This is a genomic window from Arthrobacter sp. PTI12, from assembly GCF_056679915.1.
In genome coordinates, this window is record NZ_CM155256.1 from 620413 (window position 1) to 642456 (window position 22044).

The 22044-nt window shown below is 63.6% G+C and carries 20 protein-coding genes; 9 read left to right on the top strand and 11 right to left on the bottom strand.

What is annotated here, in order from left to right; all coding sequences use genetic code 11:
• Positions 1-38: 38 nt before the first annotated feature.
• The 8 genes from AC1MBU_RS03105 to AC1MBU_RS03140 form a co-directional block, all read right to left on the bottom strand.
• Positions 39-2237, bottom strand: a complete 2199-nt coding sequence (locus AC1MBU_RS03105; protein ID WP_479788475.1) for a PQQ-dependent sugar dehydrogenase — start codon at positions 2235-2237, stop codon at positions 39-41.
• Between the two features lie 209 nt (positions 2238-2446).
• Positions 2447-3868, bottom strand: coding sequence for an alkaline phosphatase family protein (locus tag AC1MBU_RS03110; RefSeq protein ID WP_479788477.1), 1422 nt, complete (start codon positions 3866-3868; stop codon positions 2447-2449).
• Positions 3869-3927: 59 nt separating this feature from the next.
• Positions 3928-5052, bottom strand: a complete 1125-nt coding sequence (eboE, locus tag AC1MBU_RS03115; RefSeq protein ID WP_479788479.1) for a metabolite traffic protein EboE — start codon at positions 5050-5052, stop codon at positions 3928-3930.
• Positions 5052-5930, bottom strand: a complete 879-nt coding sequence (locus tag AC1MBU_RS03120; protein WP_479788481.1) for a TatD family hydrolase — start codon at positions 5928-5930, stop codon at positions 5052-5054. Before AC1MBU_RS03120 ends, eboE begins: the two co-directional genes overlap by 1 nt.
• A 13-nt stretch (positions 5931-5943) precedes the next feature.
• Positions 5944-7431: an EboA domain-containing protein gene (locus tag AC1MBU_RS03125; protein WP_479788483.1), complete on the bottom strand. Its 1488-nt coding sequence runs from the start codon at positions 7429-7431 to the stop codon at positions 5944-5946.
• Positions 7428-8321 (bottom strand): SCO3242 family prenyltransferase, encoded by an 894-nt coding sequence (locus AC1MBU_RS03130; protein WP_479788485.1) that lies wholly within the window; start codon positions 8319-8321, stop codon positions 7428-7430. The genes AC1MBU_RS03125 and AC1MBU_RS03130 overlap by 4 nt, the downstream gene beginning before the upstream one ends.
• On the bottom strand, positions 8318-9568 hold the full coding sequence (locus AC1MBU_RS03135; RefSeq protein ID WP_277357321.1) for an inositol-3-phosphate synthase: 1251 nt from the start codon (positions 9566-9568) through the stop codon (positions 8318-8320). The genes AC1MBU_RS03130 and AC1MBU_RS03135 overlap by 4 nt, the downstream gene beginning before the upstream one ends.
• Before the next feature lie 80 nt (positions 9569-9648).
• A complete protein-coding gene (locus AC1MBU_RS03140) occupies positions 9649-10716 on the bottom strand; it encodes a sugar phosphate isomerase/epimerase family protein (protein WP_277357322.1) in 1068 nt (355 codons plus the stop codon).
• A 240-nt stretch (positions 10717-10956) separates the two neighbouring features.
• Here AC1MBU_RS03140 and AC1MBU_RS03145 point away from each other — a divergent pair, with 240 nt between their 5' ends.
• From AC1MBU_RS03145 to AC1MBU_RS03160, 4 genes are all read left to right on the top strand, one after another.
• The gene (locus tag AC1MBU_RS03145; protein ID WP_056545920.1) at positions 10957-12165 is read left to right on the top strand and encodes an ROK family transcriptional regulator; all 1209 of its coding nucleotides are present in this window, start codon (positions 10957-10959) and stop codon (positions 12163-12165) included.
• A 557-nt stretch (positions 12166-12722) separates the two neighbouring features.
• Complete coding sequence (locus AC1MBU_RS03150) at positions 12723-13556, top strand: sugar phosphate isomerase/epimerase family protein (protein ID WP_479788489.1); 834 nt, start codon at positions 12723-12725, stop codon at positions 13554-13556.
• A gap of 238 nt (positions 13557-13794) precedes the next feature.
• Positions 13795-14358, top strand: a complete 564-nt coding sequence (gene pyrE, locus AC1MBU_RS03155; RefSeq protein WP_056545924.1) for an orotate phosphoribosyltransferase — start codon at positions 13795-13797, stop codon at positions 14356-14358.
• A gap of 10 nt (positions 14359-14368) precedes the next feature.
• A complete protein-coding gene (locus AC1MBU_RS03160; protein ID WP_277357325.1) occupies positions 14369-15367 on the top strand; it encodes a thioesterase domain-containing protein in 999 nt (332 codons plus the stop codon).
• 122 nt (positions 15368-15489) lie between these two features.
• On the opposite strand, the gene AC1MBU_RS03165 is transcribed toward AC1MBU_RS03160, so the two are convergent.
• On the bottom strand, positions 15490-16269 hold the full coding sequence (locus AC1MBU_RS03165) for an HAD-IIA family hydrolase (RefSeq protein ID WP_157359012.1): 780 nt from the start codon (positions 16267-16269) through the stop codon (positions 15490-15492).
• Positions 16270-16338: 69 nt separating this feature from the next.
• Here AC1MBU_RS03165 and AC1MBU_RS03170 point away from each other — a divergent pair, with 69 nt between their 5' ends.
• Positions 16339-16983: a TrmH family RNA methyltransferase gene (locus tag AC1MBU_RS03170; protein ID WP_346027865.1), complete on the top strand. Its 645-nt coding sequence runs from the start codon at positions 16339-16341 to the stop codon at positions 16981-16983.
• Here the strand turns inward: AC1MBU_RS03170 and AC1MBU_RS03175 are convergent, their stop codons facing one another.
• Positions 16984-17493, bottom strand: a complete 510-nt coding sequence (locus AC1MBU_RS03175) for a MarR family winged helix-turn-helix transcriptional regulator (RefSeq protein WP_346027866.1) — start codon at positions 17491-17493, stop codon at positions 16984-16986.
• A gap of 168 nt (positions 17494-17661) precedes the next feature.
• Between AC1MBU_RS03175 and sigK the strand changes: the two genes are divergently transcribed.
• From sigK to AC1MBU_RS03195, 4 genes are all read left to right on the top strand, one after another.
• Positions 17662-18267 carry an ECF RNA polymerase sigma factor SigK gene (sigK, locus tag AC1MBU_RS03180; protein WP_346027867.1) on the top strand — a complete coding sequence of 202 codons (606 nt, stop codon included), beginning with the start codon at positions 17662-17664 and terminating at the stop codon, positions 18265-18267.
• Positions 18268-18363: 96 nt separating this feature from the next.
• On the top strand, positions 18364-19383 hold the full coding sequence (fbaA, locus tag AC1MBU_RS03185; RefSeq protein WP_277357329.1) for a class II fructose-bisphosphate aldolase: 1020 nt from the start codon (positions 18364-18366) through the stop codon (positions 19381-19383).
• On the top strand, positions 19383-19805 hold the full coding sequence (locus AC1MBU_RS03190; RefSeq protein WP_056545938.1) for a DUF3151 domain-containing protein: 423 nt from the start codon (positions 19383-19385) through the stop codon (positions 19803-19805). The genes fbaA and AC1MBU_RS03190 overlap by 1 nt, the downstream gene beginning before the upstream one ends.
• A 180-nt stretch (positions 19806-19985) precedes the next feature.
• A complete protein-coding gene (locus tag AC1MBU_RS03195) occupies positions 19986-21371 on the top strand; it encodes an MFS transporter (protein ID WP_346027868.1) in 1386 nt (461 codons plus the stop codon).
• 5 nt (positions 21372-21376) lie between these two features.
• Here the strand turns inward: AC1MBU_RS03195 and AC1MBU_RS03200 are convergent, their stop codons facing one another.
• Entirely contained in the window at positions 21377-22012 is a 636-nt protein-coding gene (locus tag AC1MBU_RS03200) for a hypothetical protein (RefSeq protein ID WP_277357332.1), read from the bottom strand.
• Between the last annotated feature and the right edge of the window lie 32 nt (positions 22013-22044).

Sequence of the window (22044 nt, forward strand, 5' to 3'; positions counted from 1 at the left end):
ATGGCCCTTACAGCGCGATCAGCGTGATTCGTGCGGAATCAGTTGGGGATGATCACCACTTCAGCGGTTCCGGTCAGCGGATCGGAAGCCGCATCGCCGGCGTCAGTGTAGGACGCATTGAATACTGCCGAGAGATCGTCCACTGCGGGATCGTGTCCCTCAGGAACCGTGGTGGTGATGGTTCCGGTGCAGCCGGTGGTGGTGGTCTGCGGGTGTCCGTGGGTGTGGTGGCCCAGGATGTAGGTGACCTGAACCAGTGCGCAATCGACGGGCTGGTCGTCGGTGACGCGGACTTCGTAGGAAACGGTGTCGCCGAACTGGAAGGGCTGGTCCGCAACCGGAGTAATGAATTCGACAACCGGTGCCTGGTTTCCGACTTCAATCGTCACTTCTGCGGAGGAGTGCTTTCCCCGGTGCTTTCCGCCCTGGTCGGTGACCTGAAGGCTTGCGGTGTAGGAGCCGATCTCCTCATAGGTGAACGTGGGGTTCGCCTCTGTTGAGTCCACGGTGCCGTCGGAGTTGAAGTCCCAGGCGTAACGCAGCTTGTCGCCGTCGGCGTCTGCCGTGCCTTCGCTTGAGAACTGGACGGTCAGCGGGGCTGAACCAACGGTGGGAGTACCGGAGGCCACTGCTACCGGGCTGTGGTTGCCGTTCTCGCCGATGTAATCAATGCGGGACAGCTGCGCATCAGGGTTCTCGCCGAAGTAGCCGTCGCCGTACTCGAGTACGTAGAGCGCGCCGTTGGGGCCGAACTCCATGTCGATCGGGTTGTCAGTGACCAGCGAGTCCACCACGTTCTCAATGGAGACGAGCTCACCGTCGGCGGTGGTCATGCCCTTGATGTAGTCGCGGGTCCACTCGTAGAAGAAGGACATTCCGTCGTAGTACTCCGGCCAGGCGACGGGTGCGCGGCCCTTGGTGGCCTTCTTGTCGAAATCATAGGCAGGCCCGGCCATGGGACCGATTCCGCCGGTCTCCAGTTCAGGGAACTCAGCCGAAGCGCCGTACGAGTACCATGCCTGAGGCTGGGATACCGGCGGCAGCTCGCGGAGCCCGGTGTTGTTCGGGGACTCGTTGACCGGAGCATCGCAGTTGAACGTCTCACCGGAGGTGTTGGTGGCGAAATTGTAGTCAACGTACGGCAGTTCGGCGGTGGCGCAGTAGGGCCAGCCGTAGTTGGAAGGCTCGGTCACCGACATCCACTTGCCGGTTCCTGCCGGACCACGAAGCGGATCGGCTGACCGGGCGTCGGGGGAGTAGTCAGCGATGAGCAGTTCACCCGTGTTCTGGTTGAGCTCGATGCGGAACGGGTTGCGCAGGCCCATGACGTAGATCTCGGGGCGGGTCTGTGGAGTTCCCGGTTCGAAGAGGTTGCCCTCGGGGATGGTGTAGCCGCCGCCCTCGGTGGGGGTGATCCGGAGAACCTTGCCGCGCAGGTCATTGGTGTTGGCGGAGGTCCGCTGTGCATCGAATGCCGGGTTGCTGTCCGGGCGTTCGTCAATAGGGGTGTAGCCGCCGGATGCGAAGGGGTTGGTGTCATCGCCGGTGGACAGGTAGAGGTTGCCCTCGGCATCGAAGACGATGTCGCCGCCGACGTGGCAGCAGATGCCGCGGTCAACGGGAACCTCGAGGATTTCCTGTTCGCTGGCCAGATCGATGGTGGAACCGTCGAACTGGAAACGGGACAGGACAAGCGAGCCCTTGAAGGGCGCGAAATCGGCGGCGGTGCCGGTGGTCGGTGCGTCACCCTCGTTGATGCCCTCAGTGGCCGGATCATCTACCGGAGTGTCCCCTGGAGGCGAGTAGTAGAGGTAGACCCAGTTGTTGCCCTTGGTTCCGAAGTTCGGATCGAGCGCGACGCTCTGCAGACCTTCCTCGTCATGCTCGTAGACATCGAGGGTTGCCGCCAGAGTGTTGAGGCCGGATTCGGCATCATTGAGCCACACCTCGCCGCCGCGGGTGGTGTGCAGGACGTCATTGTTGGGGAGGGCGGCAAGGTCCACCGGTTCACCCGGCGTGTCATTCAGGGTCACCTTTTCGAAGTTTGCGTCCGGCGGAGCCACCGGCGGTGCTGCGGCGTCCTTGGCCTGAGCCGGTGCAGCGGCGAATGAGGTGGCCAGCAGTGCCACCATTGCCAAACCTGCGCCCGCTCGTGCAGCGCGCTTCATTGAGAATCGTGCGGCATCGGTTCGATGCCCGGAAGCTTGCGCTATCCCGTGTTGATTGACTGTCATCATTCACTTTCTTCTCGCCTTTGAGGACCCGGGCCAGCCGGAGTCAGGTCACCTAGAACGCTAGTAGAAGCGTCTCGGTTCCGCTAGTGGTTTCAATAAACAAAGTTTGCAATTCTTCCGACGCGCAAACAGATTTCGGGCGTGCAAAAGTGACTTGTGTCCTGTGAAATCGGCACTAACGCCCGCCGGAGAATCTTTGTTGTTCGATACAGCTAAAGTAGGGCTGCGGTCGTTGAGCTTCGCATCCCCTGTGTCTCGAGCACCAGCTGCTTCACCGCCGCCGCCGGCACCTGCCTGCCACCGTTCACGAGGGTTTCGATGGACGCCGGGACCTGTTCGTGGGAAGCGATGATCAGGGGCGTGCCGTTCTTCGAATCGGGTAACCGTCCATGCGTTCCGCGAACGTGCGTCGGGTCCAGCGGCACGGTGTTCATGGCGTACCGCAGGCCGAGCTTCTTCTTGGCCAGATTCAAGCCGGCCTTTGCCTTGGCCAGTCTGTCCGCCGGGTTGAAGAAAAGTTCAGCCGGGTCGTATCCGGGCTTTCGGTGGATATCGACCCCGCGCGCGTATTCCGGAGCCCGGTCATCGTCGAGCCAGAAGTAATACGTGAACCATGCGCCGGGTTCGGCAACCACTACCAGCTCACCGGACCGCTCGTGGTCGAGCCCGTAACGGGCCTGCGCTTCGCGGTCGAGGACCTCATCGACCCCGTCGGTTGCGCGAAGAATCACAGCCGCGCGCTTAACATCCGCCGGGTCGGAGACGTATACGTGGGCAACCTGGTGGTCTGCAACGGCGAAGGCCCGCGAGGTCCACGGGTCCAACTGCTCCTTCCCGTCCTGCACATACACTTCGAGCAGGCCCTCACGCCGAAGCGTCCGGTTGATGTCCACCGGCTTTCGCGCTTCCTCGATGCCGTACTCCGAGACGACAATCACCGCGCAGCCGCGCGCCTCGGCTTCGTCCAGCAGCGGGGCGAGGACCCCGTCCAGGTCGGTTGCTGCCTGGGCTGCCTGGAGTGAATCCGGTCCGAACCGTTGAAGATCGTAATCAAGATGCGGCACGTAAGCCATCAGGAGATCCGGCGCCTGGTTCCGCAGGACATGGCGGGTGGAATTCACAATCCACTGCGTCGACTGGATAGCCGCGGTCGGTCCCCAGTACTGGAATAGCGGGAACTCGCCGTAGTTTCCCACCAGCTCATCATGCAGGGCTGGCGGACGCACGTACGCGTCCGGTGATTTCCGTCCGTCTGCATGGTAGATCGGTCGAGGGGTCACAGTAAGATCAGTGGTCATTCCCATGGCGTACCACCAGCAGATATTCCCTGCCCGGTACCCGGGATCCTGCTGCCGGGCGGCCTCCCAGATCTTCTCTCCGGAAACCAGCCTGTTGTGCTGGCGCCAAAGGTGCACATCTCCCAGTTCGCGGAAATACCAGCCGTTCCCAACAATGCCGTGCTGCGCCGGAGCCAGTCCGGTCAGCATGGTCGATTGCACGGTGCAGGTCACCGCCGGCAGGACCGTCGCCAGTTCGGACGACCATCCCTGTGACGCGAGTTTGCTCAGGCGGGGCATTGAACGGAGGGACAGGGCAGTCAGCCCCACAACATCCAGCAGCAGTACTGGTTTCACGGTTCTTCCTTGCAGTTGTCTTACCTAAATACGGATGAATGCTCAAGTGCTCCCAGCGATTACGACGCCGGTGCTGCCGCGAGCAGATGGGACTCGGCCCACCCGATCTCGGCGGCGATGCCGTCGACAATTCCCACCTGCCCGCTGGGCAGGACGCTCCAGGTGTAGGTTTCGATGTCCAGGTGCACTTCCCAGCCGTAGTGCCTGCGGGAAACCTCGGCCACGGTGTGCCGCAGCACAGCGGCAGTTGTCTCCAGCGGGGAGGAGGGGATGTGGTGGAGCGGGATGTGGAAATGAACCCGCCAGGGCGCCTTCCCGGGCAGGGTGTCGAGGGCCTCCGTCAGGTCATCGGCAGCCAGGATCCCGTTCTCACCCTGTTCCCGCACCTGGTGAAGGTAGCGCGGTTCGGCGAAGGCCGTGAGTGCGGCCCGTGCGGCGGCGCTGGAGGGGTCGGTTACGTGCAGGGCGGCCGAGGCCTGAATCTTGACCACTCTTAGGCCTGCCGCTTCGATCCGGTTGACGGCGTCAACCGGGTCAGCGAAGGACACAGCGAGGTGACAGGTGTCCACACACAGGCCGATGAACTCGGGATCAATGCCGCGGTCAATCCGCGCTTCCAGCCAACCGGCAACATCGGCGACCGTATCTAGTACGCAGCCCGGCTCCGGTTCGACGGCGATGCGGACAGTTTTTCCCGTACGCTCCTTCAGCTCCCGCAAGCGGGAACTTAGCTCCACAAAAGCGGCGGTGGCGGCGTCGTCGTCGGCTTGTGTCCAGGGTTCCCGCCAGGCAAGGGGCAGCGTCGAGATCGAGCCGGCTGTGTTTTCCGGCAGGAGCGCAGCCAGGATCTCAGCGCAGTCGAGGGTGTATTCCAGCCGCCTCGGCTCAGCCCAGGTGGGCTTGTAGACGTCGAGTTTGACCACCTCGTTGTGGAAACCGCCGTAGGGAAAGGCGTTGATGGTGTGCAGCTGGAGGCATTCCACCAACAGGACCTCACGGAGCGCCGCCAGATCATCGGCATTGTGGGCCAGCCGGCGCGCCAGCCCGGCGGGAAGCCAGAGCCCCACGCCGAGAATGTTCAGGCCCGCCTTCCGCCGGATGGGGCCGGAGTACTCGTGAAGCTGCCGGATCAGCCCGTCGAAGTCCTCGGCCGGATGGACGTTCGTGCAGTAGGAGAGGAGCATCAGGCGCGTGCACCCCGCAGGACCGAGTTGCCCTCGAATCCCGCTGTAGCGTTGGGAGGCTCTGCCGCGTCGAAGCCGGGGATTGGGTCGAGGATCAGCTGGCCGCTTTGACCGTAGAACTCGACAGGGTTGCGCCAGAGGACCTGATCGACGTCGTCGGCGGTGAAACCGGCATCAAGCATGGCGTGTGCGGTGCTTGAGGTCTTGAGCGGATCAGACCGGCCCCAGTCGGCAGCGGAGTTGACGAGCACGCGCTCTGTTCCGTAGCGGCTGAGAATTGCGACCATGCGCTGCTCATCCATTTTGGTGTCGGGATAAATGGAGAAGCCCATCCACGCGCCCGCGTCCTTCACTATTTCGACGTTGGTCTCATTGAGGTGGTCCACCACCACCATGCCGGGGGCGATGCCGGATTCGCGGACAACATCAAGGGTCCGGTGGGTGCCGGCCAGCTTCTCCCGATGCGGTGTGTGCACCATGACCGGCAGCGAATATTCGAGGGCAAGCTCCAACTGGCGGCTGAACGCGTGGTCCTCGGCGGGAGTCATGGAGTCGTACCCGATCTCGCCGACGGCGACCACGCCCTCCTTCACGAGGTAACGGGGGATCTCCTCGAGGACGGGAACGCAGCGCGCGTCATTCGCCTCCTTGGGGTTGAGGGCGATCGTGGCGTGATGCCGGATGCCGAACTGCGCGGCACGGAACCGCTCCCAGCCAAGCAGCGAGTCGAAGTAGTCGAGAAAGGAACCGACATTGGTGCGCGGCTGCCCCAACCAGAAAGCCGGCTCAACGAGCGCGCGCACACCGCTGGCGTACAGCGCCTCGTAGTCATTGGTGGTGCGGCTGGTCATATGGATGTGAGGGTCAAAAATGCGCATGGCTGGTTTCCCCTTAGGAAGTGGTCGAATGGCTGGAGGTGGCCAGGAGCAGCGTGACGTCGTCCGGGACCGGCCGCCCAGCGGCTGTCCGTTCGGCGGCGAAGTCGCCTGCCATCCGGGCAAGCTCGTCATCCGCACGTTCCTGCAGGTCCGTGACGGCACGGAGGCTGACCCCCATGAACACCAGCTTCAGCACGGCGTGGCGCCAGCTGTGCTGGTCCAGGTAGGCGGCTGCAAACGGCCCGACGGCGGCGGCAACAAGGCCGCTTTCGTTGGTTCTCAGGGCCTCAGTGGTGAGCCTCAATCCCGCGATTACGACGACGTCGGGAAGCTTCGGTGAGCGCGCGGCCAGCGCTGCCAGTCCGCGAAGCACGCCGCGGCGCTCCGCGGAGTCACCGCCGTCGTAAAGTGCCGACAGCGCAAGCGCCAGCTCTTCGGGCGGAAGCAGTTCACCGAGTCGGCCGAGCAGCAGGCCACGGGCGGAGTCGCTGGTGGTACCGAAGAGTACGCCGGTGGGGTCGGCATCCGGGTACAGGGGCGTGCGGCCCAGCCGGCGCCCGGCCTGGGCGAAGACGGTGGTGAGGGTGGAGGGATCGGCGGTGACCGCCGTCGTGCTCTCCTGAAGCCAGCGCTCAGATTCCCTGCTGCGTACTGATTCCGCCCAGGCGTCGCCGAGCGCCGCGATGCTGCGGGCGGCGAGTCCCGGGGCGTCGTAGGAGTGCCGCGGCAGTTCGACGGCGGCCACACCGCGGTAGTTCAACTCGGCGAGGGTGCCGAGCGCGAGGGGCAAATCCACGGTTCCTTCGCCGAACGGCAGATGCTCGTGGGCGTGCGGGCGCATATCATCCAGCTGGACGTTCGCCAGCAGCGGCCCGGCCTCAAGAAGTGCCCCGCGTATGCCGTCCGGTTCGACCACTACACAGTGCCCAATGTCCACGGTGATCCGCAGGTTGTCCGGATCGCCGAGCGCTGCCCGGAGGCGCATGGCGTCCGACACCGTCTCGACCAGCATGCCCGGCTCAGGCTCCACGGCCAGCAGCACGCGTTTGCCGCGGGCATACTCAACGACGTCCGCCACACGTTCGGTGAGCCGCTGCCACCCCGCTTCCGGGGACGTTCCGTCCGGGAGGACTCCCGAGAAGAAGGAGACACACTCGGCCTCCAGCTGTGCCGCGATGTCGACGGCGCGGCGCAGGAAGCCAACGCGGCTTGCGGCCTCCTCATCCACCAGGGCGGGACGGTGCTTGTGGCGCGGATCGAGCAGGAAGCGGGTGCCCGTTTCGATGACCACGCGAAGCTTCAGCTCACCGAGCGTCTTCCGCAGGGCCTGCAGTTGTTCAGCCAGGTCCTCGGCGAACGGGTCCAGGTGTGGATGCCCCAGGGTCAGAGCCACTGCTCCATAGCCCTGCTCGGCGAGGAGATCTAGGGCCACTGGAAGGGGGTGGTCCGTGAATCCGTTGGTGCCGTATCCCAGGCTGAAGGGCAATGGTGATGCCGTCATGACTCGCTCAACTTCCTGTTCCCCGAACGTGTGCGCATGAGCTTCCCGAACAGGTCCACCGACGCAAGCACGCCTGCGGCGGCCAGGTTTCCGTGGCGAACCGTGAGCGCTGCCTGCAGCGGCACCATTGCGCGAATGCCCGCCTTAGTGGCGTCGAGTGCATTTGTTGCCACCGGGTTGCGGGCAGCGCGCACCTGCGCCGGGGCGCACCGGCCGGCGTAGGCAGCTGTAGCGGCAAGCAGGGCAAGGATTTGGTTGCGGGACTCTTTGCCACCGGATTGCAGAGTGCCGCCCACTACTGCACTGGCAAGCAGGGCGGTGCCGGCAGCGACGCCGGAAGCCGTCGTCGGCGTTGTTCCGTGGACTTCCCCGCGGGAGAGGACGGTGACCCCGACCGTGTGGCCGCCCATGATGACCGCCGCACTCAGGGCGGGGCGCAGGTGCCCGAAACCGGCACCCATGAGGACGTCAAGGGCACGGCAGGCGCCCATGGTGAGCGCGCCGGGGACGGCATGATTCTTGGCGATCAGGTCATAAGTCCAGATGGAGGCTGCGAGCGGAACTCCCACCGCCAGCGCCGGCCTGCCTCCGCCGGCCGCACTGAGGCCCAGCCCGGCGACGGTCAAACCCGCGGCGGCAGCAAGAGCGCTGCGTGCGCTGATCCTCCCGGACGGAATGGGGCGCTCGGGGCGCTCGCGGGCATCGATTGTGCGGTCGGCGTAGTCGTTGAGTGCCATGCCGCCGGCGTAAAGGCACGCGCTCGCCAAAGGGAGAGCCACCCGGCGGCCGCCTAGTGCATGCCCGGCTGCAGATCCGCCCGCGAGAGTGTCGCCAAGTACCGTCAGCACGGCCGGCGCGCGCACGAGCTCAAGGTAGTCGTTGACGCTCACGGCTGCTCTGAGCTCCCGCCGCCGGCCGCCAACCGGGCACTTGCCGTCTCCGCCCACTCCACGAGGTTGCGGGTCTGGTTGGCGAACGAGTGCTCGTCGCTGCCCCAGGGATCCTTGAAGAAAAACCCCAGTGCCTCGACATGGCCTTCCTCTCCCGCAGCGTGGGCGAGGGCCATCAGCCGGGCGAGGTCGAGCACCATGGGAGCGGCGAGCATGGAGTCGTAGGCGCTCCAGGTGGTTTGCAGGGTCAGGCGCGATCCGAGGAAACCCTCAACGTTGATGTGGTCCCAGGCCACCTTCGTTTCACCGAGATCCTGGACATTGTCAATGTGAAGCGGAGTGACCGCACCCCCCGTCAGCTCCTGCAGGCCGCGGTTCTTGGACTGAAGCTTGCCTGAGACGGCCTGCGGATCGGCGAGGGTTGCGCCGTCCCCACCGCCGAGCAGGTTGGTGCCGGCCCAGGACAGGACACGGAGCCCGCGAGCTGCGAAAGCGGGTGCGAGGACTGACCGCAGCCAGGTCTGGCCGGTCTTGCCGTCCTGGCCGGCGGACGGCACCTGATGCCGGGCGGCGAGCTCACGCAGCGCTGGGATGGTGAGAGCCGTGGAGGGTGTGAAACACACATAGGGGGAACCGGCCAGGATAGCTGCGTAGGCGCCCACCGAGCTCGGCGGCAACACGCGGCGGGCCGGATCCTTCAGGGCGGCGAGAAGCAGGTCTACGTTGTAGAACTCGGCGATCGGTTCAACGGGTGCCTCGGTGGAAGCGACATCAAGAACGACGACGCGGTCAAGGTTATTGGCCTGCTTGAAGTCGGTGATGTCCTGCGCGAGCCGCTGGGCCACCTTTTCCTGTGACTCGGACTTCTGTGCGGGGTCGTAACCCGGCCGCACGCGCTGGTCCGCCTCACCGAGCTGTGAGCGGACGGATTCGAGCAGGTGAGACGGCAGCATTCCCGAATCAACGAGTGCCTCGGCACGCTTGGTCATGCAGACGCCGCTGATGTCGTGTCCGCCCACCACGAGGTCGGTGAAGTCGGGAAGCAGAGCCGCATTGAAGGAGTGCTGGTCCGTGACGCAGCCCGTGGCGGGGGCAAGGCCCGAAGAGATGGCAGCGAGTCCCACCGTGGCAGTGGTGGCCACGGATCCGCGCGCACCGATGAGCCAGATGCCGGTCCTGCCATAGGCAGGAGCGGTTGATTCTGACCTTTCGGCCTCGCTCTGAGTTCCTTCGGCTGATGTACCCAATTCGGTGTTCCTTTCGAAAGTTCGGCAGCGCTGAGGCCCCCCGGGCGGACCTGTTCAGGACCACCCGGAGAGCTTGCGCGTCAGTAGGAGTAGCAGGTGAGGAAGTTGAAGCTGTCCTCGGCGAACTCCGCCGTCGCCGGGGCGCCGTCGCGTTCAATGACGTAGTACTTCACATGGCCCTGCGCGGCGTCGAGAATGGGCGCCCAGTCAATGTCCCCTTCTCCGACGTCGGTCAGCAGGGGAAAGCTCTCGAAACCGAGGGTGTCGGCCGGCAGTGCGCCATCCTTGATGTGCAGCAGTTCAATCCGGTCACCGTGGCGCTCAAGCAGGTCGACGACGTCGACTCCCGCGTCAGATGCCCAGTACACGTCCAGCTGGAAGGCCACGTAACGCGGGTCGGTGTTCGCCAGGAGCACTTCATAGGCGGTTGTCTGCTCGCCGGTCTCCGGGTTGGTAACCAGCGTGGTGAACTCCCACCAGTGGTTATGCCCGAAGTGCTTGCCGGTGCCGGCCTCGACGGAGAGCTGGCCGAGATGGTTCATTGCCTCGGCGGTGGCCAGCACGTCTGCGTAGGTGCTGCTTCCATCCCTGTTGATACCGGGTGCGGCCCAGCCGCCGGATCCCGTGTACTTCTGGCCGATGGTCTTGGCGTACGCAAGGGTCTGGTCGAAGGTCGCTTCAGCTGTGCTTCCGTGCGCCGACGGAGCCTTGAGCTTGTATTCCTTGAGCAGTGCACGGAACTCCTCCGCGCTTCGTCCTTCATAGGAACCGCCGAACGGCTCCACGTTCTTGTAGCCGATCTCAGCCAGCTCGGCGAGGACGGCCTCGGTACCGATCTCCCCCTGCCAGCCCGCGTAACTGTAGAGCTGGAACGAAATCTTGCTGGCCGGAATGCTCTTGCCTGCGCAGTCGGCTGCCGGGTTTGCATTGCTGGACGCGGGAGCCGCAGCAGCGGGCCCGGTCAATAGAGCGGTCGCCGCGATGGCAAGTGAAGCGGCGCCTGCCAGCCTGCGAATAGCCCCCCGGTGTGAGCGGGTGCTGCCGGTACGGGTGTCCTTGATCAAAGCTTCCTCCTTGAAGTGATGCTGCGTCGTAGCTGTGCCGGAGGTTCTCTCCTGCTGGGAGACCTGTGGAGAGACGCCGGTCACAAAGAACCTAACACGACTAATGACGATGACCAACGGATGTAGTGGTTCCTTCGATATATTCGCGCAACCCAGCGTGACCAATAAGGCGAAATTGCGGGCAGTAACGCGGATTGCGTGGCATTCGATCATTTCGACGGCGGTGGAAGCGGTTGAAGCGCGTGCACGCGCCCTTTCTTCCGGGTGCCCACCGAGCCCGCTTCCAACCCTCTGTTTCGTCGAAAGGTGTGCTGTAATTAGTCGATGAGTGACATAAGTAGCTTCAATGGCCTTGGTTCATCCGGCGCGAGCGAGTTGTTCCAGATCCTGCGCGATGGCCGTCCGCGTACGCGGACCGAGCTCGCCGAGCAAATGGGCCTTGCCCGTTCCACCATCACGCTGCGCATCGAGGCGCTCATGGAACTCGGTCTTGTTGGTTTCGTGGATGATGCGGTTTCGACCGGCGGGCGTCCCTCCTCACGTATCGCGTTGAAGGCCGGCAGCAAGGTAGTACTCGGTGTGGACATTGGCGCTTCGCATCTGCACGTCGCGGTTACGGACCTGACGGGCCACCGCCTGCATGAAGCTTCGCGGGCCATCGAAGTCACGCAGGGCCCCGATGTTGTGTTGCAGGCAGTTGTGGAGTTGGGCACCGAGTTGCTCGAGCAATCAGGGCGGGCCGTCAAAGACCTGCTGGCCATCGGCATCGGCGTGCCCGGCCCGGTGGAGCACCGGACCGGCAGGCCGATCAACCCGCCGATCATGCCCGGATGGAACGGTTTCGACGTGCCGGGCCACCTGCAGGCCCACTTCCACGTGCCGGTCCTCGTAGACAACGATGTGAACATCATGGCGCTCGGTGAGCGCAACGTCGCCTGGCCCACAGTAGACAACCTCATCTTCGTCAAGGTCGCCACCGGCATCGGCTCGGGCATCGTCTCCAGCGGTATGCTGCAGCGCGGTGCAGACGGCGTCGCCGGGGACATCGGCCATATCCGCGTGCACAACGGCGGTGGAGTGCCCTGCCACTGCGGGAACAAGGACTGCCTGGAAGCAGTGGCATCCGGGCCGGCCGTCGCGTCGAAATTGCGCGCCCTCGGACTGGAAGCCACTACCAGCGAGGATGTGGTTCGGCTGGTTGGCGCGGGAACCACCGAAGCCGTGCATGCCGTGCGCCAGGCCGGCAGGGATGTAGGTGAGGTGCTCTCTGCCTGTGTCAGCCTCATCAATCCGTCCGTCATTGTCATCGGCGGCTCGATGGCACTCACTGGCGAGCACTTCATCGCGGGCATCCGCGAAGTGGTCTACTCCCGAACTATCCCCCTGGCTACCCAGCACCTGCAGATTGTGCAGTCAAGTTCCGGCCTCGATGCCGGCGTGCTCGGCGCCAGCATGCTGGCCATCCACCATGCCATGTCCCCACAGCGCATCGATGCCATGGTCCTGGGCCTGTCTGACTCGATGGCGGGCTAGCCGCCGACTTCTTCTGACACCCTTCCGACTTTTGCTTGACAGACAACAAAACCCCGAATTAGGGTCAGACCACAAGCCCGAACGACGGCGGCACTGACCTTCCCGGTAAGCGTCGCCGCCGGCTGGCCAGGCGGGAGGGTCAACACCTTCCTGCCCGGATTTCAGGTGCAATTGCTCTTGAAATCGGGGAAGTTGTGGTTGTGAAAGCTCGGATTACATCAGCACCATGACTTCCTGCCACTATCGCGTCTGGCACCGATTGACGGCAACGGTGGTGTGTTGAGCGCACGGCGAGGACGCTGTGGGTGAGGCAACCAACCGTGGGTAGCGCTGCTGCCCGGCTGCTTCGGTTCCTGCCGTGAGCCCCGTAACCAATTGCTGCACCGCAGCTTCACATGCTTCCGCACCAAGGTCGGCGGCGGAACGCATCCAGTGCCAGGAAAGGCAAACATATGTGCTTTGGATTCAATGCCCCAGGCGCCCTTCGTCGTTCATTGGAAGAGAAGGGGGTTGACCGGCGCAGCTTCCTGAGGGGAGCCGCAGCGGTAGGTGTAGGAATGGGTCTGGCCGGCGTTGGCGGGACTGCTGCCATCGCCGCTCCCGGTGGCAGGAAGGGCCGGCCGGTGCCTCCCGGACTCATCAGCATCCAGCTGTACACGCTGCGCGACATCATGCGCGGCGAGGGAGTGGATGCAACTCTGGCGAGCCTTGCTGACTTCGGCTACACCAAGGTTGAGCTTGCCGGCCTCTACGGACGCACCGCTGAATCGATGCGCTCAACCCTTGATTCGCTTGGCATCACCCCATCGTCGAGCCACGACGGCATCAGTTCCTCGCCGGCCGCACTGGAGGCGAAGATCGCGAACGCCGTCACCCTCGGCCAGACGCACATCAACGTGCCGTATCTGGCTTCAACCTCCGGGGATGACTGGCGCCGCTGGGCGGACCAGATGAACGTGGAGGCCGCAGCCGCCCGCGCAGCGGGGCTCAAGTACGGTTACCACAATCACGCGCACGAGTTCACAACCGACGTCGGCGGCGGAGAGACCCCATGGGACATCTTCACCAGCCGCCTTGATCCCAAACTGGTCCACCTGGAGGTAGACCTGTACTGGGCTGTCACCGGCGGTGTTGGCGTGGGCGCGAAAGATCCCGTTCAGTTCGCCATCGACACCATTCAGCAGGCGCCGCAGAAGGTTCTGCAGTATCACGTGAAGGATCGGGATACTGCGGGCGGATTCGCCGACCTCGGCACCGGAATCATCGACTTTGCGCGTATCTTCCGGGCCCACACACCGAAGGAATACATCGTCGAGAACGACCAGCCGGACGTCACGCCCCTGCAGACGGCAGAGGTGGGCTACGACTACCTGCGTGCGCTCCGCTTCTAGTGGGAACTGCTCCAGTAGAGCCGTAGAGCGGACCGACGCTCCCAGTCGAGCCGTCCGGTGAAAGCCGGGTAGATGTCTCCCACAGAGGCACCTGCCCGGCTTTCGTCGTCGTCGGGGCTTGGGAAAGCCCATGTACAGCCGAATGGCAGGTTTCACCCGGCAAACGCCCACGCAATCGTCACCGGAATGATGCGCTGAGCTGAAATGTGCAACCGTCGCCCCGTCTAAACTGATTCTCATGACCGATATCCCCACCGCCCGTGACCGACTCCGCGATCTCATTTTGGAACTGGCGGTGGTGCGGGGGAAGGTCACACTTTCCAGCGGCAAGGAGGCGGACTACTACATCGACCTCCGCCGGGTGACGCTGCATCATGAAGCGTCGGCGCTGGTGGGAGAGGTCATGCTGGGCCTGCTCGACGACGCCGGCATCACCTTCCAGAGCGCGGGCGGCCTGACAATGGGGGCGGACCCGGTGGGAACAGCGCTGATGCACGCCGCCACCCGGGACGGACGCGCTATTGACGCCTTCGTGGTGCGCAAGGCGCAGAAGACATACGGAATGGGCCGCCAGGTCGAGGGCCCGGATGTAGCAGGTCGCGACGTCGTCGTTCTTGAGGACACCTCCACTACCGGCGGATCCGCGCTCACCGCAGTGGAGGGCGTGCGCAAGGCCGGCGGGAATGTAGTGGCAGTCGCGGTCATCGTGGACCGCGATACCGGTTCGAAGGAGCGGATCGAATCCGAAGCGGGCGTGCCCTACCTCTTCGCGTTCAGCAAGGACGAACTCGGTCTGGAGTAATGGCCAACCCATGACCACCGATCCGGAGCGGCTCCTCACCTATGCGCATGGCCTGAAAGGCATGTCGCGCCGGCGCTTCCTTACCGGCTCCGCTCTTGGGCTGGCCCTGGCCACGGACCTGTTCGTTACGCGCCAGATTCAGGAAGCCCGCGAAGAATTCACCATTATCCCTGTGGAGGATGAGTACGCAGACGCCACCTTCCCCAACGCTCGCTGGATCCTGTTCCCGGGATACAAGACGAGCTGGGAAGAAGGTGTCTGGATCATGAACTCGCTCCGGCCGGTGCTCAGCCGGCGGGCACGGTTGGCCGTCATGGGCTACTCCAACCGGGGCCTGGATATCTCCACCATCGTCGGCTCCCTGCGGCGCTACATCCGCACCCAGCAGATTGACACCCTGTATTTCTACGGGCACAGCTTCGGGGGAATGGTGGCCGTGGAGGTTGCTTCCCGGCTTCGTGAGGTGGGTATCGACGTCCGGTTCATCCTGCTGGATTCGAGCCCGCATGACCGGTTTGACGTGATCGACCAGGCAATGTTCGACGGCGTTGTCTACCTTTACGAGGCCGGTTACCGTGTTCCCACCGTTCTTCGCGGTAGTTACGAGCTGGCTGAGCGCATTGTGCACAAGAACGAGCGCACCTGGTCGCAGATCGTCGATCAGACCCTTGAGCAGCTCTCACCGTTGGCTCCGTCCAGTGTGCTGATCCAGTCCCAGGCGTCGTACATCTTTCATTACAACGTTGCCCGGTTCAGTCTGGGCAGCAGCACCGAACTGGCGTTCATCGGCAACCCGAATGACGGCACGGTGGATTACGCGACGGCGCGTCCCGGCTGGGCGGCGGCCTTCCCGGACAGCTTGGTTTCAGCGGACCTCATTACCGAGGGTGCTCTCCCGCCCCACGCCAGCCCGCAGTGGAACCCGCTGATTTACCAGGCTGTGGTGCGCGAACTGCAGCAGGAATTCCTTCCGATTCCCACCGGTGGAGCAGTGAAGAGCATCTCCTAGTTTCGTGCAGAACCGGCGCCAACCTGCCTATAGTCGCTTCAGAACGGTGGCAGACCTCGCACTTGCGCGGAATGCAGCCCAGAGCTAGGCGGCGATGTCCCGCAGGTTGAGGATGCCGGGCATCAGACCTGCTCGATGAGGTCCTGCACGGAGTCCACGATCTGCGCCGGCCGGAACGGGTAGGCATCGACGTCTTCCCGCTTGGTGATGCCGGTAAGCACCAGGACAGTATGGAGACCGGCCTCCATGCCCGCGATGATGTCCGTGTCCATGCGGTCACCCACCATGGCGGTGGTCTCCGAATGCGCGTCGATCTGGTTCATTGCCGAGCGGAACATCATCGGGTTCGGCTTGCCCACGATGTACGGCTCGCGGTTGGTTGCCGCTGTGATGAGCGCCGCTATTGCCCCGGTGGCGGGAAGCGGGCCCTCCTTGGAGGGGCCGGTGGTGTCCGGGTTGGTGGCAATGAACCGGGCGCCGTCCAGGATCAGGCGAATGGCCTTTGTGATCGCTTCGAACGAGTAGGTTCGCGTTTCGCCGAGCACCACATAGTCCGGATTCTGGTCGGTGAGGACAAAGCCGGCCTCGTGCAGCGCCGTCGTCAGTCCGGCTTCACCAATCACATAAGCTCGGCCGCCGGGCAGCTGATCGCGCAGGAACTGCGCTGTGGCGAGCGCCGAAGTCCACAGATTCTCCTCCGGAACCTCGAGTCCGGAGGCCTTCAGCCGTGCAGCCAGGTCACGCGGGGTGTAGATCGAGTTGTTCGTCAGAACGAGGAAGCGGCGGGAGGTTGCCACCCACCGGTCAATTAGCTCCGCAGCTCCCGGGATGGCCTGATTCTCGTGGACCAGGACGCCATCCATATCAGTCAGCCAGCACTCGATGTGTTCGTTTTCGCGCATTTGCTTCTTCCGTGACGACGTTGGAGGGGACATAAACCCGGCATCAGTCTTTCACTCTAGTCTTGGGGGGTGGAAGAAACTGTGGAAAACGCTCCGGCAACCGTGGGTGTGGGTCCCTGGGAGGGCGTGTGGCCCTCTGGTCCGCACTGGGACCCGGATTTGCTGGCACACGGGGATACCCGGAACGTAGTTGATGAATACCGCTACTGGCAGCATGACGCCATCGTTGCCGACCTCGATTCCAAGCGCCATAACTTCCACGTGGCCATCGAGAACTGGCAGCATGACCTGAATATCGGCTCAGTGGTCCGCACGGCCAACGCTTTCCTGGCGCGTGAAGTGCACATCATCGGACGACGACGGTGGAACCGCCGCGGAGCCATGGTCACCGACCGCTACCAGCACGTTCGGCACCATCCCACGGTTGAGGAGTTTGTCGAGTGGGCGCAGGCAGCCGGGCTACGTGTGATCGGTATCGATAATTTCCCCGATTCCGTGCCGTTGGAAACGTATGAATTGCCGCGCGATTGCGTGCTCGTGTTCGGGCAGGAGGGCCCGGGCCTCACTCCGGAAGTCCATGCCGCCGCCGATGCCACGCTGTCCATCGCCCAGTTCGGTTCCACCCGTTCGATCAACGCATCAGCAGCAGCGGCCATCGCCATGCACGGCTGGGTGCGGCGCCACGTGTTTGGGCAACACACCATTCCGCAGTAGTCAGCCCTGCTGGTCCGCGTCGATCCCGTCCACGGCCTCGCGCAACCGGACAAGGAAGTCAACGACGACGGCCGCATCCCCCGGTGGGAGCGTCTGAGCGACATCCATCATCCGCTGGTGCGTATTGCTCATGGTCCGCCGGGCGTCGCAATCCGGCTCTGCGCTCGCCTCCAGGACCAGTGCCCGGCGGTCGCTGGGGTGCGGTTTGCGCCGCACGTGCCCTGTCCGGGCCAGCCTGTCGATGAGGCTCGTGGTGGAGGCAGAGGAGATCCCCAGCCGAACAGCGAGTTCCTTGGGGCTGACTTCGCGATGATCATGCTGCGCCTCAAGCAGGTAGCGCAGCGCAAGGAAGTCGGTTTCGCCCATGCCGGTGGAGGAGCGAGTGCGTCGGCGCATGGCTGTTTCGGAGGCACGGTAGTCCCGTAAGGCGTTGAGCACGGAGATACCCGGATCCAACCGGTCAGTCAAGGTTCCCCCCGTGACGGGAACAGCCTGCGGAAGAGTGCTCATGTCTGTCAGCCTAGCATTTTGTTAGCGAGCCTTGCAGGACGCTTGCCATGTAGCTAGTTTTCCTAGGGAAATGGGTGTAGAACTGCTAGGAGGCTAACTATCAGAAGGAACAACCGCGATGACGATGAGAATTAACAGACCGCCCCGGATCTCACGTCAGGTTGTCTCATGTCGGTGACCGTTGCGGAGAGACTTCCTTCGCTGAGTGAGATGCCGGAGCCGGACCTCGCCTCTCTCCTCATGCAGGTGGGGTTGGGTGACGAACGTGCATTCACCGCCCTTTACCGGGCCACGAGCGCGCGGATCTTCGGGCTGGTGCGGAGGATCGTCGTAGACCCCACGATGTCGGAGGAAGTGACCCAGGAGGTTTTCCTTCAGGTATGGAACAAGGCGCCGGAATTCTCACCGGCACTCGGATCGCCCATCGCGTGGCTCATGACACTCGCGCATCGTCGTGCAGTGGACAGGATCCGGTCGGAGCAGGCTCATCGGAACAGGTTCAACCGGTGGTCCACTGGCGAGGTGCTGACGCCTTTTGACTGCGTCATGGAATCGGTTCTGGCGCAGGACGAGTCCCAGGCGGTGAAGGCTGCCTTCGGTGTGCTGACCGAGAAGCAGAGGCAGGCAATCGAGATGGCGTACTACAAGGGGCTCACCTACGCGCAGGTGGCGGAAGTGTTGGGAACCCCTCTCGGCACGGTGAAGGCCCGGATCCGCGACGGCCTTGCACGGCTCAAGGATGCACTCGAACCCAATTCATCACTCGCGCCGTAAGGTTTCCGCGCAATTAGCGCCCTCGTTAGGATGGGACAGAAGCGAGGCTTCACCTGCGTGAGCCTTGAGTGCCCGAAACCCATACGAGGAGTTGCCATGCCCATCGCCACACCGGACAGTTACGCCGAGATGATCGACCGCGCCAAGGCCGGCGGCTTCGCCTACCCGGCGGTGAACGTAACGTCCTCCCAGACGTTGAATGCGGCCATTCGGGGTTTCGCCGAAGCGGGCTCTGACGGCATCATCCAGGTTTCCACGGGCGGTGCAGCCTACTGGTCCGGCGCCTCCGTCAAGAACATGGTTGCCGGATCCCTCGGCTTTGCAGCCTTTGCGCGCGAGGTCGCCAAGAGCTACGACGTCAACATTGCGCTGCACACGGACCACTGCCCGAAGGACAAGCTTGACGACTTCGTGCTGCCGCTGCTGGCCGCATCGGAGGAAGCAGTCAAGCGCGGTGAAGACCCGCTTTTCCAGTCCCATATGTGGGACGGTTCGGCCGAGACGCTCGAGGAAAACCTGCGGATCGCCAAGGAAATCCTGCCCCGCGCCGCTGCGGCGAAGATCATTCTCGAGGTTGAAATCGGCACCGTTGGCGGTGAGGAAGACGGAGTCGAAAACGCGATCAATGACAAGCTCTACACCACGGTGGAAGACGCAATGGCAACCATTGACGCCCTCGGAGCCGGCGAGCACGGCCGTTACATCACTGCGCTGACCTTCGGAAACGTACACGGAGTCTACAAGCCGGGCGGCGTGAAGCTGCGCCCCGAAATCCTGAAGGACATTCAGGAGCAGGTGGGTCAGAAGATCGGAAAGGACAAGCCCTTCGACCTCGTGTTCCACGGTGGTTCCGGCTCCTCGGACCAGGAAATCGCTGACGCCGTTTCCTACGGCGTGATCAAGATGAACATCGACACGGATACGCAGTACGCCTTCACCCGCCCGGTGGCGGACCACATGCTCAAGAACTACGACGGCGTCCTGAAGGTCGACGGCGAGGTGGGCAACAAGAAGACCTATGATCCGCGCGTCTGGGGTGCGTCCGCAGAAGCCGGCCTGGCAGCCCGTGTTGTCGAGGCCGCCAAGTCGCTTGGATCAGCGGGCAAGAAGCTCTGATGTCGGACGAGTTCCGCAAGAACCTCCTGGGCCCGGAGCCTACGCTCCTTCCCGAGGAACCGGATGTTGTGTCCCGGCTGGCGGCAGGGGACGAGGCTGTCGATCTGGCAGCCAAGCACCCGACGTCGTCGTTATTGTGGGCCATCCTCGCCGACGAGGCGTATGGCGACGGACGCACCATCGAGTCCTACGCCTACGCACGCACCGGCTACCACCGCGGGCTGGATGCGCTCCGCCGGAACGGGTGGCGGGGAGCGGGTCCGGTGCCGTACTCGCATGAGCCGAACCGCGGCTTCCTGCGCGCGCTGAACGCGCTCGGCCGTGCGGCGGCCTCGATCGGTGAGATCGATGAGGCGGAGCGCATTGCGAAGTTCCTGCGCGAATCGGACCCGGAGGCAAGCGAGAAGCTTTCCGGTTCGTAACTGTCGCTCCTTGAACAGGAACTTTTGCGCAGGTCTGGTGAGCTGACGACGTCGGCAAGTCGCCGGATCTGCGCAAAAGTTCCCATGGTGGTGGGCGCCCTTTGACACTCCCGCAGCCGAACTCATAGTTTCGTTGTGAGACCCATGGGCGCCGTGGGCGCCTCCACACGAAGGAGACGCATGGCTGAGCAGGAGAGAACAACCGGACCTCCCACAACGGACGCAGGGGAATTCGCCACTCCGGATTCCGAAACTCCCGAAGGGAAACGGACACTTCGGAAGGCGATCGGCGCCTCCGCGATCGGCAATGGTGTCGAGTGGTTCGACTACAGCATCTACGGACTGATGGTGGTGTACATCAGTTCCATTTTCTTCCCGGGAGACCAGGCAACGGTCTGGGCGCTGGGAACCTTCGCCGTCTCATTTCTGGTGCGGCCATTCGGCGGGTTCTTCTGGGGTCCGTTGGGTGACAAGATCGGACGGAAGTCCGTGCTGGCGATGACCATCCTGTTGATGGCGGGTTCCACTTTCTGCATCGGTCTGCTGCCAACGTATGACGCCGCTGGCTTCCTCGCTCCGGCGCTGCTGGTTCTGCTGAGGTTGATTCAGGGCTTCTCTGCCGGCGGTGAGTATGGTGGCGCGGCGACCTTCATGGCTGAATACTCCCCGGACAGGAAACGCGGTTTCTACGGCAGCTTCCTGGAGTTCGGCACGCTCGCGGGGTTTGCCTTGGGCAGCCTGGTCGCTCTGTTGTGCCAATTGATCATCGGCGCCGACGCCATGGCCGACTGGGGCTGGCGCATTCCGTTCCTCATCGCGGGTCCCATGGGAGCGGTTGGTTGGTACCTTCGCAAGAAGCTCGAGGACACTCCCGTCTTCCGGGAGGCGGAGTCGAAGGGCGAAACCGAATCCAAAGCCGGGGTGGCGCTGAAGGACCTGCTGACCAAGTACTGGCGTCCGATCCTCTCGATGTCAGGGCTCGTAATCGCCCTCAACGTAGTGAACTACACGTTCCTGCAGTACATGCCTACCTACCTTCAGGTCACGATCGACATGGACGCGGACGCCACTTTTACCCTGCTGCTCATCGGACAAGTCGTGTTGATGGCCTTGATCCCCTTTTTTGGAGCACTGTCCGACCGGGTCGGACGCAAGCCTCTGTGGTGGTTCTCTCTGATCGGGCTGTTTGTCCTGGCAGTGCCGATGTACATGCTCATGGGATTGGGGTTCGGATTTGCACTGCTGGCGTTTGCGGTCCTCGGACTCCTCTACCTGCCGCAGCTTGCGACCATTTCGGCGATGTTCCCATCCCTGTTTCCCACCCACGTACGGTTTGCCGGCTTTGCCATTACCTACAACGTCGCCACTGCCCTGTTCGGCGGAACAGCCCCGGTGGTCAACGGAGCACTCGTGGAAAGCACCGGGAACAATCTGGTCCCGGCCATGTACATGATGGGCGCGTGCGTGATCGGAGCTCTCGCGCTCATCAAGACTCCCGAGACCGCGGGCCTCTCGCTGCGCGGACGCAACACACCCGGCAGCAAAGTGGCGGCAGAAGCTGCCTAGCGGCGTCAGGTACCGGAAACTGCCGTTGATTCGGTGAGCGGCAGCACCGTCGTCGTTACGTCCACCACCTGCGGCTTCTTCGGCACCGAGCTGAACCCGAACCGCACGCGGGGACGCACGCTCGTGAGCTCGCCGAGTGGATCGCCCGCCCACGACGCCGTTGCGGCGGTGATGACCCGGGCGCCGGTGACGCCGTAGAACTGCCGGCGGCCGTCCTTCGTGGTACCTGCTGTGCGCACGCCGGGCATGATGATTTTGGAGATGGGGTTGATGGCAGTCAGCCAGCGCGGATGGGTGGCGATCATGGTAGGAATCAGGCCGAGCACACGCCCGACGACGGTTGACTCACCCAGTTCCGCGCGGATACTGAGCGGGCCGGCATCGAGGGCGAGCGAATCCTCTCCCATACTGACCGTCAGCGGAACGGTGCGCACAATGTCGAAGGAATAGGCTCCGGACACGTAGTCGGCGACGGCCGACGTCGGAGCGAGCAGCGTGCGCGTTCCTTCGGCGCTCTGCACCATCACGTCGGTGAACGCACCGTACGGGGACGCGCCCCACATGCCGATGACGATGCGCACTCCCGATGTGGTGCCCAGGCTGGCGATGTGTCCAACGAATTGTTCGGTCTCGGCGCTCATGGTTTCCATTATGTACGGTGTGCGTTCGGCCG